Source organism: Methylocella tundrae (assembly GCF_901905185.1).
Taxonomy (GTDB): domain Bacteria; phylum Pseudomonadota; class Alphaproteobacteria; order Rhizobiales; family Beijerinckiaceae; genus Methylocapsa; species Methylocapsa tundrae.
This window is the reverse complement of the sequence record NZ_CABFMQ020000094.1, coordinates 1-15,128: the sequence shown is the minus strand read 5'-3', so window position 1 is coordinate 15,128 and position 15,128 is coordinate 1. Positions and strand designations below refer to the sequence as shown.

Here is a 15,128-nt window from a genome sequence, read left to right as displayed (position 1 = left end):
AGTCGAAAGCTGGTTTTCGGACGGCGTCATGCTCTGGCTTATCGACGAGAGACGAATTTAAGACTTCGAACGGAAACCGTCCCTCCGCAGTCATCCGGCTCTAAATGCCAAATTTGACGCAATAGAGTTAACGAAGCGTTGAAAGATTGAATCAATGCAAGCGCGACGCGAAAAAATGATTCTCCGCGTCTTTTCGCGCGCGCGGCTTCGCGGCAAAGGAGAAAGACGTCCTGGGGCCGGATCAGTGATCGGCGGCGCTCGATGGCTGGATCGCCTTGCGGTCTCCCCAAGCGACGAAAGGCCCGTTCCTGAACTGGAGGCCTGCCTTGCCATATCGCAGCGGATGCTGTTCGCGATCCAGCACGATTCCGCCCGCGGCCCGCAGAACGGCGTCGCCCGCGGCCGTATCCCATTCCATCGTCTGGCCAAAGCGCGGATAGACGTCGGCGTCGCCTTCGGCGACGGCGCAGAACTTCAAGGACGATCCCGCCGCGCGCCGCTCCTTGATCGGCAGTTGGGCGAGAAAAGCCTCGGTCTCGGGATCCGAATGCGAGCGGCTCGCCAGCGCGGTCAATCCTTGGGTCGGCGCGGGTCGCACATGGATTGCGCGGCGCTCCCCGATTGGCGGCAGGGTTGCGCCCGGCGCGATTTTGCAGGAGGTCGCCGTGGCGCCGCCGATCCAGATCTGCCCGAGGGCCGGGGCGTAGACGACGCCGGCGAGAGGCGCGCCATCGACGATCAGGCCTATATTGATCGTGAACTCCCCATTTCGGTTGAGGAACTCACGTGTGCCGTCGACTGGGTCCACGAGAATAAATGTCGAGCCCGCAACGGTCTTTTTGCCATGCGCCGCGGCTTCTTCGGCAAGGACAGGGAAACTTGGAAGGCGCTCGGCGAGACGCTCCAATATGATTGCCTCTGCATATTCGTCGGCGTCGCAGACGGGGCTTTTATCAGCCTTGCGGCGCGCGTGGCTGTCGGATGTATAGACCGACATGACCGCTATGGCGGCCTCAAGCGCGATTTCGGCAAAGATTTCGGCGATTGCGTCGCGATCGACGGATGCGCCGCCATGCGGCGTTCCGGCGAGCAAAGAGTTCATCTCGGTTGACATGAATATCCGTTTGTTCGGCGCGCAGACCATCGCCCAAAAAAGCAGCGGATCGAAGCGGCTCTGCTTTAGCCGCCGCGCGGTCGACTGGGGCTTATAGTAACGTACGGTCGGCGCGACGGATATAAAGTACTTTTCAATTATTTAATAAATCGCTTTAAGGATTGTGATGAACACTCGAACGGGACCAGCGCGCGTTTGCGGCCGTCCACCCTATTATTCCTCAGACTGAGCCCTTCAGCGCCTTGAGCTGAAGCATAGCCGCTCTGTTCCAGCGCGCTCGATTCGAGCTCCGCTCAAACTTACCGCATCGGCGACGCGGGTGACAAGACCGCTTCGGCTTGCGGACTCAGGCCTGCGCTTTTTCCATCATCTGCGTGAAACGCTGGAACAAATAATGGCTGTCGCGCGGGCCGGGCGAGGCTTCCGGATGATGCTGGACCGAAAACGCAGGCCGATCCAACAATTCAAGACCGCAATTCGACCCGTCGAACAAGGAGCGATGCGTCTCCCGCGCATGAGCGGGCAGGCTGGCGGCGTCGACCGCAAAGCCATGATTCATCGAGACGATCTCGACCTTGCCCGTGGTAAAATCCTGCACCGGATGATTGGCGCCATGATGCCCCTGGCGCATCTTCATCGTCCGCCCGCCAAGCGCCAGGGCCAGCATCTGATGTCCAAGACAGATGCCAAACGTCGGCACCTTCTTCTCAAGCAAAGCCTTGATGACGGGAACGGCGTATTTTCCCGTTTCAGCCGGATCGCCGGGACCATTCGACAGAAATACGCCGTCCGGCTTCAGGGCGAGAATGTCCTCGGCCGTCGCCGTCGAAGGCGCAACCGTCACGTCGCAGCCGACCTCGGTCAGCAATCGCAAGATGTTGCTCTTGACGCCATAGTCAATGGCGACAACCTTGAACTTGCCTCCCTCTTTGGAGCCATAGCCTTCGCCCTGCCTCCAAGGGGTCTGCGTCCAGTCATAGCGCTGCGTCGAGCCGACGCTCGGGACGAGGTCCATGCCCTCCAGCCCCGGCCATTGCGCCGCCTTCGCGCGCAGATTCTCAATATCAAAAACGCCATCGGGCGAATGGGCGATCACCGCGTTCGGCATGCCGCGCTCGCGGATGCGCGTCGTCAGCGCGCGCGTATCGACGCCGCTGAGGCCGATAATGCCCCGGCTCTTCAACCAGGCGTCGAAATGCCGGGTCGAGCGGTAATTCGAGGGATTCGTGATGGGCGCATGAACGATGACGCCGCGCGCCGCCGCGCTGGCGGCGGGATTGCTCGTTTCGATATCCTCCTCGTTGGCGCCGACATTGCCAATATGGGGAAATGTGAAAGTGACGATCTGTCCTGCATAGGACGGATCCGTGAGAATTTCCTGATAGCCGGTGATCGCGGTATTGAAACAGACTTCGCCAACCGCCTCGCCCACCGCGCCGAGCCCCGCTCCTTCGAGAACAAGGCCGTCGGCGAGAACCAGAAGCGCGGTCGCGCGCGGTTCCTGCCAAAAACCCGGCGCTTTATCTTGATCCTGCGTCATGCTCACTCTACACCCATGCGCTCGTCCGGCGTCGCGCCCATCGGCGCGGCCGGCTTAATTCTAACAGGTCTATTTGGGACTTCGATGGGCGCGAAGCTAGAGGCAACGCCGGCTTGCGTCAATTCTTTAGCAAGGCGCGGGCGCTTCGCCAGATAGCGATCGCGCTCCTTATGTCATTGGTTTGACGCATGATTCTGGCGGCGAAAATGAGCCGTCGCCAGCCGCGTCATAGGCTCAAAAAGAAAAGGACCAGCGATGCGCGAACAATTCACGAGTCAGTTGAAGCTAGCGATGAAGGCCGGAGAAAGGCGGCGCGTCGACACCATCCGCATGATCACGGCGGCGCTGAAGGATAAGGACATCGAAGCGAGAGGCCAGGGCAAGAGCGTCGGCGACGACGACATCCTCGCCTTGCTGCAGAAAATGGTGAAGAGCCGGCAGGAATCGCTTGAGATCTACGAGAAGGCCGGACGCGCCGATCTCGCCGGCCAGGAGGCTGAGGAGATCGTCATCATCCGGAGTTTCTTGCCCGAGCCGATGGATGAGGCCGGCGTTGAGGCGGCGATCACTGAGGCCATCACTGAGACCGGCGCGGCCTCCATCAAGGATATGGGCAAGGTCGTCGCCGCGCTCAAAGCCAAATACGCCGGCCGCATGGATTTCGGCAAGGCCAGCGCTCTCGTCAAGGCAAAGCTTGGGCCAGCAGGCTGAACCTCACGCGTTGACGCGCAGAAACAGCTCCAGCTCCTCCGGCGCCATATGCGTCAGATTTTCCTCGGCGGGAAAATCACCGTCATGAACATCGCGCACATAGGCGCGCGCCGCGTCGACCATGATCTGGCCGACATTCTGATAGCGCCGATTGTGCCGGAAGTTCTTTGGGCCAAACCCCAGAACATCCGTAATGACCAGAACCTGACCGTCAGTATTGCGCCCGGCGCCGATCCCAATCGTTGGCGCCTTGACCGCGCGAGTCACCTCGGCGGCGACTTCTTCGGGGATCATTTCGAGCACGAGCAGCTTCATGCCGGCGCCATCCAGCGCGAGCGCGTCAGCCAGGAGCTTCGACGCATCCGTGGCCGAACGGCCTTTGACGCGCTTTTCAAGATGGTTTTGCGGCTCGAGCCCAAGATGGCAGCAGACCTCGATCGAGGCGCCCGCGAGCGCTTCGACGATCGCAAGATGCGCGCCCTCGAATTTCACAATATCGGCGCCAGCCTCGATCAGGCTTTGCGCGCTGGCGACCGCCGCGCCGGGCGAATCATAGCTCCCGAACGGCAGGTCGCCGATGACGACAGCCTCGGGCGCGCCCCGGCGCACGGCGGCTATATGATGGCGCATGTCCGCCAAAGTGACGTCACGCTCGCTCTCGTAGCCGAGCATGCTCGCGCCGACGCTGTCGCCGACCAGGATCAGGTCGACCCCCGCCTCCGCCTGCGCGCGCGCCGTCGGAGCATCATAAGCGGTCAGCACCGCGATCGGCGCGCCGCGCCGCTTCATCTCAAAAAAACGCGCTGTTTTGCTCATCGGCGGCCACTTCCATATTGACCGCGAGCCAGGGAGGCGCCGGCGGCCTTCGGGATGACGCGATATATAGGAGCGATCCGATGGACGGAACACTATTCGTGCAAAATTCGCGTGCGCCCCGGACGCGCTCCGGCGTTTGGGCGCGTCCCCTCAACATGCGCCTCAAAAAAATGTGTGCAGTGCAGCACTACCGCCCCCGCCCATCCGATGATACCTTGGCAGTATCGTCATAGGGTTGATTTTGATTAATTTTCGCTTGCCTCTACTGATGCGGGAGAAAGTCGCCGAGCCAAGGCTGCGCGGCGTTCGCTTGCTCATTCCTGCTCTTCTGGCGATCCTTTTCGCGCATGTGCTTGCGGGATCGGCGGCGCAGGCCGGTTTTGCCAAGCCCCTCTCCGCAAGCTTCGGGACCATTGCCTCGAGCGCGCATGATCCGGGTTCTTTCATGGAAGCCCGCGCCGACACGGGAATTGAGACTGAGACCGATCATTCGGACGGCTTCGCGTCGGAACGTTTCGCCGATGACGACGACGGAGCCTCCCACCCCGATTTCTCAACCCCTTTGCTCTTCGCGTTTTCCTGCCACCGCGGCGGCTGCGTTCGCCTTCGGCCCCCGCGCGCATGCCTCGCAACATCTGGCGCCTATGATCCGCCGCTGCGCCCTCCCCCACTAACCCGCGCCTGATCCTGCCGCGAGTCGGCCGCCGCTTTTGGCGGCTCAGGCCGCGCGACGCCGCTTGCACTTGACGCCGAGAGGTTGAGCAAGAGCAAGCCATCGCCAGCCCTCGCGGCGCGTCTCAAAAGACCTTGACCTCCCAAATTTCAGCTGGGCGCCGACTGCGTCGCGCGCAAGCCGACGCGCGCCCTTACCCGAGCGAGAAAACGCTATGGAAAGTCTCATCGAAGGCTTCAACCACTTCCAACAGTCCGTGTTCCCCGCGCAGCGGGCCGCCTATGAGCGCGCCGCGAAAGCGCAGACGCCGCATACGATGATCATCACCTGCTCGGATTCGCGCATCCTGCTGGAGCGGATCTTTTGCTGCGAGCTCGGCGAATTATTCGTCTATCGCAATGTCGGCAACATCGTTCCGCCCTATGGCCAGCAGGTCACCGGGGAGGCCGCCGCGATCGAATATGCGGTGAGCGCGCTGAAGGTCAGGCACATCGTGATTTGCGGCCATTCCGACTGCGGCGCGATGAAGGCGCTCGCCCACCCGCACGAGCTTGAGGACAAGCCCTCAACGGCCGCGTGGCTCAAACACGCCGAAACGGCGCGCCACATCGTCGCCCACCGCAAGCACAGCGCCGATCCGAACGCGCAGTCCCATGAGCTCTCCCATCTGATCGAGGAAAATGTGATGGCCCAGCTCGATCATTTGCGGACGATGCCGATCGTCGCTGCAAGGCTGGTCTCCGGCGATCTCCAGATCCACGGCTGGATCTACGATATCGCCAAAGCGGAACTGCGCAGCTTCGACCCAGCCGCGCGCATGTTCAGCCTGATCGAACCATCGCAGCCCTATGGGCCGAGGCGCGAAGGCGCCCTCGCCGCGAGCTGAGCGCAGCGCTCACGTTAAGGGGCGGGTCCGGCGTCCGGGCCGCCCCACCGCCCATTCTCTATCATTGGAAAGGTTCGCCATGCGCGCTTTCTTTGCACGCCGATCGTTTGCGGACGATCTTCTCGCCTCCGTCGTCGTCTTTCTCGTCGCTTTGCCCTTATGCATGGGCATTGCGATCGCCTCCGGCATGCCGGCCGCGAGCGGCCTCATCACCGGCATCGTGGGCGGCCTCGTCGTCGGTTTTCTCGCCGGCTCGCCGCTCCAGGTCAGCGGCCCGGCCGCGGGCCTCGCCGTGCTCGTCTTCGAGCTCGTTCGCACGCATGGCGTCGCCGCCCTCGGCCCGGTTGTCCTGCTCGCCGGGCTCATTCAGATCGGCGCGGGCCTTTTCCGCGTTGGCGTATGGTTCCGTATGACCTCGCCGGCGGTCGTCTACGGCATGCTGGCCGGCATCGGCATTCTGATCGTCGCCTCGCAATTGCATGTCCTCGTCGACGCCGCGCCGCGCGCCAGCGGGCTCGACAATCTTCTCGCGATTCCTGAGGCGCTGCTCGGCGCCGGAGCCGGCGATGGCCTGATCGCGGGGTCTCTCGGATTGGCGACGATCGGGCTTATGCTCGCCTGGGAGAAGCTGCGGCCGGCGGCTTTGCGGGCTCTGCCGGGCGCCCTCATCGCCGTCGTCGTCATCGCGGGTCTCGCGCAGGCGCTTTCGCTCGACGTCAAATATGTCGACATCCCCGCCAATCTGTTCGATTCGGCGCAATTCGTCTCACTCTCGACGCTCGCCTTCTGGCTCGATCCCAAGATCATCGTCACCGCCCTCGCCTTCGCCTTTATCGCCAGCGCGGAAACGCTGCTGTCGGCGGCCGCCGTCGACCGGATGCACGACGGCCCGCGCACGCAATATGATCGCGAACTCGCGGCCCAGGGCGTCGGCAACGCGATCTGCGGCGCGCTTGGCGCGCTGCCGATGACCGGCGTCATCGTGCGTAGCGCCGCCAATGTTCAGGCTGGCGCGAAAACGAGGGCGTCCGCGATTCTGCACGGCGCCTGGATTCTCGCTTTCGCCCTGCTCGCGCCCGGCCTCCTGCGCTCCATTCCGGTCTCATGTCTTGCGGGCATCCTCGTCTATACCGGCTTCAAGATGCTAAGCCCGGCCCATCTGCGCCAGCTTCGAGCCTATGGCTATGGCGCGATGGGCGTTTACGCCGCAACGGCGATTGCGATCGTCGCGACCGACCTGCTGACCGGCGTGCTGGTCGGCTTCGCCCTGTCGCTGTTTCGGCTGTCGCTGCGCTCCGCGGCGCTCGACGTCAGGCTCGTCGATTCGCCCAAGCCCGGCGAAGCGAGGCTCCATCTCGACGGCGCGGCGACATTCCTCAAGGCTCCCGCGTTGGCCAACGCCCTCGACAGAGTGCCGGCCGATACGGTTCTGCATGTCGTCATCGACCGTCTGACCCATATCGATCACGCCGCGCTCGAACTTTTACGCGACTGGGGCAAGAACGCCGGCGCGCGCGGCTGCGCGCTTGTCGTGGATTGGCCGGCGCTGCAAAGCCGCACGGAAGGCGCAAGGCAGGCCGCCTAGTGCGCTTTCCGATCGAATGAATTCATTCGATCGATCAGAAATCGCTCCATATTCAAAAGCTTGAGCATATTCGTGCCGATCAGATCGAACCGATCTGATCGGAATATCCTCTGGGACATGACGCCGAAAAGTGGAACCCGGATTTCGGACGACATCATGCTCTAACTTATTGAGGAGCGCATTATCGCAGCGCTCCTCAAGGCGGGTTGGGGCGCGTTGACGCCGGAGGAGGCGCTGAGCGCCTCCTCCGGCGGATCCTGCGCGCAGCGGAGCAGAATCGCCGGCGACCGCGTTACGCGACCGCTGCGACCCTGGCGGGGGCGGCGAGGGAGGGCCCGAACAGTTTGCGTATGAAGCGCCGCCCCCGTTCGACGCCGGGCCGTTCGACGCACCAATAGGTGATCGTCGCCAGAAGCATCGTTACGCCAAGGGCGGGGAAGCCCAGCAACGCGAGCCGGACTTGCGGCGACAGCGCCTCGAACTGCGGAAATCCCAACAAAAATTCCTGTGCTTTATCAATGACAAAGATATGCAACAGATAGCCGCTATAACTAATTTTGCCGGCATAACAGAAGAACGGATTGACGAGGCCCTTGAACGGAAAGGTCGCAAGCGCATAGACGAGCAGCGCATAAGCGACGCCATAACCAATGTGGCCCGGAATTCCAGCAATCATTTCGACCCGGCCGGTCCATCGCATCGGTAAGCAGATGAGAACGGCCAAGGCCACGGCGATGGCTGCGCGACTGCGCGGCCCGGCGGGCAAACAGGCTTCAATTCTTCGCAGTTTGGCGCGTTCCGCTCCCATCAGAAGGCCGAGGATTATTCCACAGAAAAAGACCGGCAATTGCGTGGGCAAGGAAAAATAAGCGAACTGGCTCATTAAACCTGGAGGCTCCGAGGGAAGGAGCCATGCGCCCAGGCCTTTGATCGCGGGGGACGCCGCGATCGCGATCACGAGAGAGAGAACGAAGAGCAGAACAGCGCGCTTCAGCGTACGAGCCCAAGCGAAGATCAGCGGCAGCAATAGGTAGAATTGCATTTCGACCGCCACCGACCAGCCGCCGGGAACAACGCTATTCAGGGCGTCGGGGTCGAAGCCATGCAGGAAAAGCGACGCGACGGCGATGTCGTGTGTTTCGAGTCCGTTCGGCGCTCCCCATCTTGGTCCGAAACCCAGAACGACGGCATAAAGAACGATGGCGCACCAAAACATCGGCGCGACGCGGCAGAGACGGCGGATGAAATAGGCCCTTAGCGGCGCGGCGTCGTTCTTCGTGCGATTTGTCATGGAGTTGAAAAGGGTCAACGCCGAGACGACAAAAAACAGTTGGACGCCGGAAAAACCCCGCCCCAGAATATCCCCGAGCAGATTCGGAAGGTTTTCGATAGACTTACTTGCATGGAACCAGAATACAAGAAAAAACGCCAGACCCCTGAGCGCATCTATGTAATGGACGTGGCCTTTTTCTTCGTTAGGTAATGCCATTAAGATTTTTTCAGCTCGCGCGCCACGAAGTTTGATACGGTGATCCATTGTTGCATATTATTGTTTTTTGAATGGATGAGGCGCGGATGCCTGTTCGCATTTTCCGAAAGAAATACACGATTTAAGACTATTTGAAGGAGGTGTTTTCTAAATTAAATTTTCATTCGCGCCGTCATGACGTCGGCCACGAGAAGCAGCCGGCATGGTCCGCTCTCGGATTTTCGAAGGCGGCCGCTTGCTCAGCCGCGCAAATCCGTTCAATCAGGGCCGGAGGCGTCGAGGCGAAAAAGTCAGGGGCCATGTGTATAGCCGGGACAAGCGCGAAAGAGCGTTGCGCGGAGCCGCCTCATCCGCGACACTGGATCTTGAAGAACGCCCATGCGATTTCCGCCCTCCTTTCTCGACGACGTCAAAGCCCGCCTCCCGGTCTCCGAGGTCGTGCGCCGGCGCGTGAAGCTGGTGCGGTCGGGCCGCGAATGGAAGGGGCTCTCACCCTTCAACACGGAAAAGACGCCATCCTTTTTCGTCAATGACCAGAAAATGGCGTGGTTCGACCTGTCGGCCGGGAAAAACGGCAATATCTTCGACTTTGTCATGGAAACGGAGGGGCTGAGCTTCCCCGAGGCCGTCGAACGTCTCGCGGGGGAGGCGGGGCTGCCGCTTCCCCAGCTCTCGCCCGAAGCGGACGCGCAGGAGCAAAAGCGGGCCGGGCTGCATGAGGCGCTGAATATGGCGGCGGATTACTTTTCCGCTCAGCTGAAGGGATCGTCCGGCCATCGTGCGCGGGAGTATCTGGCCCAAAGAGGCCTTGCGGAAAAAATGCAAAAGCAGTTCCGGCTCGGCTTCTCGCTGCCGGAGAAATTCGCTCTGCGCGATCACCTCGCCGCCAAGGGCGTCCCAAAAGAGGTCATGATCGAGGCCGGGCTTTTGATCCACGGCGAGGACATCGCCGTCCCCTACGATCGATTCCGCGACCGCATCATGTTTCCGATCTGCGACCGTTCCGGCCGGCCGATCGCTTTTGGCGGCCGCGCGCTCGCCAAGGACGTCGCCGCGAAATATCTGAATTCGCCGGAAACCCCGCTCTTCCATAAGGGAGCCGTGCTTTACAATCACCATCAGGCGCGCAAAGCGGCGCATGACTCGGGGCAGGTCATCGTCGTCGAAGGCTATGTCGACGTCATCGCCATGGCCTCGGCCGGCCTTGCCGAGACCGTCGCGCCGCTCGGAACGGCTCTGACGCCGGATCAGGCCGAGCTTTTGTGGAAAATGGCGGAAGAGCCGATCCTCTGTTTCGACGGCGACAAAGCCGGGCGCAAGGCGGCCTATCGGGCGATCGACATGGCCTTGCCCCTCATCGGGCCCGGCCGTTCGCTGCGTTTTGCGCTATTGCCGGAGGGCGAGGACCCTGACGATCTGATCCGGTCCGGCGGCGCGGGGGCGATGACGGATGTGTTGTCGCGGGCGCTGCCGCTCGCCGAGCTGATCTGGCTGCGGGAAACCGAAGGACAGGACCTTGCGACGCCCGAGCGGCGCGCCGGGCTTGAGCGCCGCCTTGGCGAGATCGCGCGCGAAATCAAGGATGAGACGCTGCGCCGCTATTATCAGGCGGACTTCAAGGATCGCCTTTTCAGATTATTCGACCAGCGGCGCCAGCGCCCGATTCAGTCTCGGGAGGGGCAGAACCGGCCGCGCGAAGGGCAGAGCCGGCATGGCGCCTTCGGGGCGCGCCCCGGCTTTTCGCGCGATGGCTTTTCGCGCGAGGCGAAGGACCAGTCGCCACCGAGGGCGAGCATGAACCTCTCGCAATCGCCGCTTTTTCGCGCCGACAAAGCGAGCCTGCCGCCGCGCGAGGCTCTGATTCTTCTGATCCTGCTCAACCACCCCGGCCTTCTGGAGCGACATCTCGAGGCGATCGCGGAGATCGAGTTCGCCAATGCGGAGGCGGGAGCCTTGCGAGGCAGGCTGCTCGATTGCGCCGGTTCAGGCGCTCTCGATGAAATCGGCCTTCGCGGAGCGCTCGAGGGCGCAGGCTTCTCGGCGATCCTGCGAAAGCTTGACGCTTTGGCCGCGCATTCGTCGCACTGGTACGTAAAGGCCGGCGCGGCCGAAGCCGACGCCGAAGAAGTTCTAAAGCAGGCCTTGACCTTGCATCGCCGCGCCCGCAGTCTACATAAGGATCTTCACATTGCCGAGATGGCCCTGGCCGTAGAGGCGACTGACGCCAACTTGGCGCGTCTCATGGACATTCAAGAGCAATTGCTCGCGCTGAGCGGGACGGAGGCGACGGTTGAGGGGTTTGGCGCATCGTCTGGCCGCTCGGGGGGGACATTGTGACGGCGGGTCTTTGACTCCCGCAAATCCGATCATGTAGAAGGACGGGCGACCACCGGACGGCGACGTTCGGCCGCGGCGGGCCGCGCTCACGTTTTCAGGATGGGCGAGGTTGCGCGCAAGGGTCTCAACTTCAAATAGTCGGGTGAATTCAGTCCGTTCGGCTTGACGAATTTTCGCATCTTCACAATCTGATGAGTTATCGCGATTTCAAAGCCTGTCACGTTCTTGACGCCCAACGGAGCCGGGGCCGCCGCGTGCGGTTTTTGCCGGGCGGTTGATCGCGGTTTTGAATAAGGCCTCCTGGCTGCGGCTTGGCTTTATGTCCCAAAGACGCCGATTCGACGGGACGCTCGGACGAGGCGATATCGAATGTGTGCGCCGGCTTCGGAACCGGAGCGGGCTGAGCTGACTGAACGTCAGTCGAGTTTTTTAACGGCGGAGGCCATGGATGGCGAAGAAGGATAACGAGAAGACCGAAGCGGAAGGCGGTGCGGTAGAGACCGCCGACAGCCCCCTGCTCGATCTATCCGACGCCGCCGTCAAGCGGATGATCAAGGCTGCGAAAAAGCGCGGCTTTGTGACTTATGCTGAATTGAACGCCGTGCTTCCCTCCGAAGAGGTCAATTCCGAGCAGATCGAAGACATTCTCGCGATGCTGAACGAAATGGGCATCAATGTCGTCGAGACGGAGGACCAGGAAGAGGGCGAGGGCGAGGAAGCCGCCGAGGAGGAAGAGGCCGAAGGGGGCGACCTCGTCGAGGTCGCTCAGCAGAAGGCCGTCGCCATTCGTTCGTCGGAGCCGGCGGATCGCACGGACGATCCCGTTCGCATGTATCTGCGGGAAATGGGCTCCGTCGAGCTTTTGTCGCGAGAGGGCGAAATCGCCATCGCGAAACGCATCGAGGCCGGACGCGAGGCGATGATCGCCGGCCTGTGCGAAAGCCCGCTGACGTTCCAGGCGATCATCATCTGGCGCGATGAACTGAACGACAGCAAAGTGCTGCTGCGCGACATCATCGACCTCGAAGCGACCTATGCGGGTCCTGACGGGCGCAACACGCCGAAGATCGACATGACGGCGCCAGGAGCGGCGGAGCTCCTCGCCGAGCAGCAGGCGGCCCCGGCGACGGCGCCTCTCAATCCGCCCGCAAGGCTCCGGCCGGCGGGCGAGGAAGGCGTCGATCCGCCGATCCCCGAAGACGTCTTCGATGAAGAAGACGATATGGAGAACTCGGTTTCGCTCTCCGCGATGGAGGCTGAACTCAAGCCCAAGGTCCTGGACACCTTCGACCGCGTCGCCGACGCCTATAAGAAGCTGCGCCGTCTACAGGACCAGAATGTCGAGAACAAGCTCAAGAACGAGACGCTGAGCCCCTCGCAGGAGCGCAAATACAAGACTCTCAAGAAGGAAATCGTCACCGACGTCAAATCGCTTTCGCTCAACCCCAACCGCATCGAGGCGCTGGTCGAGCAGCTTTATGACATCAACAAGCGCCTGATCGGCCTTGAAACCAGGCTTTTGCGGCTCGCCGAGGGCTGCGGCGTCACCCGTGAGGACTTTCTCAAGAATTATCAGAATTCCGAACTCGATCCGAAGTGGCTGCTGCGCGTCTCAAAGCTTGGCGGTCGCGGATGGAAGGATTTTGTCGCCAGCGCGAAGGATGCGATCAAGGATCTCCTGAACGAGATTCACGCTCTCGCCACCGAGACGGGTCTCGAAATTCAGGAATTCCGCAAGATCGTCCATATGGTGCAAAAGGGCGAGCGGGAGGCGCGGCAGGCCAAGAAGGAAATGGTCGAGGCGAACCTTCGCCTGGTGATTTCCATCGCCAAGAAATACACCAATCGCGGCCTGCAGTTCCTGGACCTGATCCAGGAAGGCAATATCGGCCTGATGAAAGCCGTCGATAAATTCGAGTACCGTCGCGGCTACAAATTCTCGACCTATGCGACCTGGTGGATCAGGCAGGCGATCACCCGCAGCATTGCCGATCAGGCAAGAACGATCCGCATTCCGGTCCATATGATCGAGACGATCAACAAGATCGTGCGCACCTCGCGGCAGATGCTGCATGAGATCGGGCGCGAGCCGACGCCTGAGGAACTCGCCGAAAAGCTTGCCATGCCGCTCGAAAAAGTGCGCAAGGTGCTGAAGATCGCAAAGGAGCCGATCTCGCTCGAGACCCCGATCGGTGACGAGGAGGATTCGCATCTTGGCGACTTCATCGAGGACAAGAACGCGATTTTGCCGATCGACGCCGCGATTCAGTCGAACCTGCGCGAAACCACGACGCGCGTTCTCGCTTCGCTGACGCCGCGCGAGGAGCGCGTGCTGCGCATGCGCTTCGGCATCGGCATGAACACCGATCACACGCTGGAAGAGGTCGGCCAGCAGTTCTCCGTGACGCGCGAGCGCATCCGGCAGATCGAGGCCAAGGCCTTGCGCAAGCTGAAGCATCCCTCGCGCTCGCGCAAGCTGCGCAGTTTCCTCGACAACTGACGCATGAGCGCCCTCCGGCGCTTGCGTAACTGTTTATGCGCCAAACAGAAGGGACCACAAGCGACGCCCCGGCGGCGTTCGTGGTCCGTCAGTGTCATGCCTGGGTCCGTGGCGAGAGGCTGATGGCGCGACTGAGAGTCGCGCCTCCTCGCGTCAGACCGCGCGCGGTTAATGCCCGACCGTGAAGAGCTGCTGATGCAGCGCGTCGGGTATCTTGTCCTCAGGGATGGCGACCATCGTGTGGCCATCCATCTTCACGACATAGACCGTGGCCTTGCCGCCGTCGGCCATCGTGACTTCCTGCGATTTGATCATTTCCACTTTCATCATCTTGCCATGCTTGGCTTCGGCGGCGAGGGCGAAGAGGACGGCGGCTGTTACGAGGGCAGCCGTGATTAAGCGCTTAGGCATGAAATCCTCCTTGTAGCTGGAAACGTTAGTCTTCAATTTAGCGCAAGAGGTCGTTCAGACTGCTTGCGGTTTTTATTGCGGGGACTGCCGGCCCCACTCATCCATCAGGGAGATCAGCGCCGAACCGGCGCTTCGGAGTATGTTTTTTCAGCAGTACATGATGTGTACCATTTTCGTTTCATTTGGCCAGATGGCTTGAGCCAAAGGCTGTCATTTCGTCTGCTTTGGTAGACGGACTTCGCCCCGCGACTCTGCGCCGGCCCGGCCGGGCGGCGGGTCGCGGTTCGCCGTCAAAACAATCTTCGCCGCGAACCGCGATATGTTACGTCGCGCTTGCGGCGGATGACGCGCCGGAGCTCTTGCGGCCGAGGCTCTGCTTAAATTGACTTCGGTGCTTTCTGGCCCCTATAAGGCTCGCGATTTTCCGGCTCCCTTGATGCGCGTCAGCGGCGTCTTTCAGAAGCAGCCGGTTCTGTTCAGCGAAGCTGGTCCGTCGCCAGCGCGCCGCAAAGCTTGCCGGCGCGTCTGGACGCCCGCCTGTTCGAGATGGAGCATTTGAAGTGAAGCGGACATATCAACCGAGCAAGCTCGTTCGTAAACGCCGGCATGGGTTTCGCGCCCGGATGGCGACTGTGGGCGGGCGGCGCATCATCGCAGCGCGCCGCGCGCGCGGCCGCAAGAAACTGTCCGCCTGAGTTTTTGCAGAGGCCGCGCGAGGCGGCGCTGTTCAAAGCAACGAGGCAAGGCGGCGAGTATATGACGAAGGATTCTCGGAATCTTTATCTTGCGATCGGTCTGTCGTGTCTTGTGATCGTTGGCTGGAGCTATTTCTTTGCGCCGAAGCCCGATCGGGCGCGGCAGTTTCCGCAGCAGCAGGCGCAGACGGCGCCGGGCGCCGCGCCCTCCTCTTCACCCTCGACCGCCGGCGCGCCGCAGGATGCGGTTTCGCGCGATCTCTCCGCGCTTGACGCCGCGGCGCCGCAAACCCGCGCTGAGGCGCTGGCTGATTCGCCGCGCGTCAAAATCGAGACGCCGGCGATTTTTGGCTCGCTGGCGCTGAAGGGCG

Annotated in this window: 12 protein-coding genes and 1 pseudogene; 8 read left to right on the top strand and 5 right to left on the bottom strand. The window is 61.8% G+C overall.

Features of this window, described 5'->3' with window-relative positions:
• Positions 1-241 precede the first annotated feature (241 nt).
• Both cysQ and carA read right to left on the bottom strand, forming a co-directional pair.
• On the bottom strand, positions 242-1,114 hold the full coding sequence (gene cysQ, locus MPC4_RS14720) for a 3'(2'),5'-bisphosphate nucleotidase CysQ (protein WP_174513176.1): 873 nt from the start codon (positions 1,112-1,114) through the stop codon (positions 242-244).
• Positions 1,115-1,460: 346 nt separating this feature from the next.
• Positions 1,461-2,654: a glutamine-hydrolyzing carbamoyl-phosphate synthase small subunit gene (carA, locus tag MPC4_RS14715; protein ID WP_174513175.1), complete on the bottom strand. Its 1,194-nt coding sequence runs from the start codon at positions 2,652-2,654 to the stop codon at positions 1,461-1,463.
• A 255-nt stretch (positions 2,655-2,909) separates the two neighbouring features.
• Here carA and MPC4_RS14710 point away from each other — a divergent pair, with 255 nt between their 5' ends.
• The gene (locus MPC4_RS14710; RefSeq protein WP_174513174.1) at positions 2,910-3,365 is read left to right on the top strand and encodes a GatB/YqeY domain-containing protein; all 456 of its coding nucleotides are present in this window, start codon (positions 2,910-2,912) and stop codon (positions 3,363-3,365) included.
• 3 nt (positions 3,366-3,368) lie between these two features.
• Here the strand turns inward: MPC4_RS14710 and panB are convergent, their stop codons facing one another.
• Entirely contained in the window at positions 3,369-4,181 is an 813-nt protein-coding gene (gene panB / locus MPC4_RS14705; protein ID WP_174513173.1) for a 3-methyl-2-oxobutanoate hydroxymethyltransferase, read from the bottom strand.
• A gap of 268 nt (positions 4,182-4,449) precedes the next feature.
• Here panB and MPC4_RS14700 point away from each other — a divergent pair, with 268 nt between their 5' ends.
• The 3 genes from MPC4_RS14700 (at position 4,450) to MPC4_RS14690 (ending at position 7,325) form a co-directional block, all read left to right on the top strand.
• Complete coding sequence (locus tag MPC4_RS14700) at positions 4,450-4,866, top strand: hypothetical protein (protein ID WP_174513172.1); 417 nt, start codon at positions 4,450-4,452, stop codon at positions 4,864-4,866.
• Between the two features lie 202 nt (positions 4,867-5,068).
• Positions 5,069-5,740: a carbonic anhydrase gene (locus tag MPC4_RS14695; RefSeq protein ID WP_174513171.1), complete on the top strand. Its 672-nt coding sequence runs from the start codon at positions 5,069-5,071 to the stop codon at positions 5,738-5,740.
• A 79-nt stretch (positions 5,741-5,819) separates the two neighbouring features.
• Positions 5,820-7,325, top strand: coding sequence for a SulP family inorganic anion transporter (locus MPC4_RS14690; RefSeq protein ID WP_174513170.1), 1,506 nt, complete (start codon positions 5,820-5,822; stop codon positions 7,323-7,325).
• Positions 7,326-7,617: 292 nt separating this feature from the next.
• Here the strand turns inward: MPC4_RS14690 and MPC4_RS14685 are convergent, their stop codons facing one another.
• Entirely contained in the window at positions 7,618-8,814 is a 1,197-nt protein-coding gene (locus tag MPC4_RS14685; protein ID WP_174513169.1) for an acyltransferase family protein, read from the bottom strand.
• 378 nt (positions 8,815-9,192) lie between these two features.
• On the opposite strand from MPC4_RS14685, the gene dnaG reads away from it, so the two are divergent.
• Both dnaG and rpoD read left to right on the top strand, forming a co-directional pair.
• Entirely contained in the window at positions 9,193-11,151 is a 1,959-nt protein-coding gene (gene dnaG, locus MPC4_RS14680; protein WP_174513168.1) for a DNA primase, read from the top strand.
• Positions 11,152-11,599: 448 nt separating this feature from the next.
• Positions 11,600-13,651 carry an RNA polymerase sigma factor RpoD gene (rpoD, locus tag MPC4_RS14675; RefSeq protein ID WP_174513167.1) on the top strand — a complete coding sequence of 684 codons (2,052 nt, stop codon included), beginning with the start codon at positions 11,600-11,602 and terminating at the stop codon, positions 13,649-13,651.
• A gap of 168 nt (positions 13,652-13,819) precedes the next feature.
• On the opposite strand, the gene MPC4_RS14670 is transcribed toward rpoD, so the two are convergent.
• Positions 13,820-14,062 carry a hypothetical protein gene (locus MPC4_RS14670; RefSeq protein ID WP_134491113.1) on the bottom strand — a complete coding sequence of 81 codons (243 nt, stop codon included), beginning with the start codon at positions 14,060-14,062 and terminating at the stop codon, positions 13,820-13,822.
• 560 nt (positions 14,063-14,622) lie between these two features.
• Between MPC4_RS14670 and rpmH the strand changes: the two genes are divergently transcribed.
• Both rpmH and MPC4_RS14660 read left to right on the top strand, forming a co-directional pair.
• Positions 14,623-14,757: a 50S ribosomal protein L34 gene (rpmH, locus tag MPC4_RS14665; RefSeq protein ID WP_012590238.1), complete on the top strand. Its 135-nt coding sequence runs from the start codon at positions 14,623-14,625 to the stop codon at positions 14,755-14,757.
• Between the two features lie 61 nt (positions 14,758-14,818).
• Positions 14,819-15,128 (top strand): annotated as a pseudogene (locus MPC4_RS14660) (membrane protein insertase YidC); the annotation flags it as partial.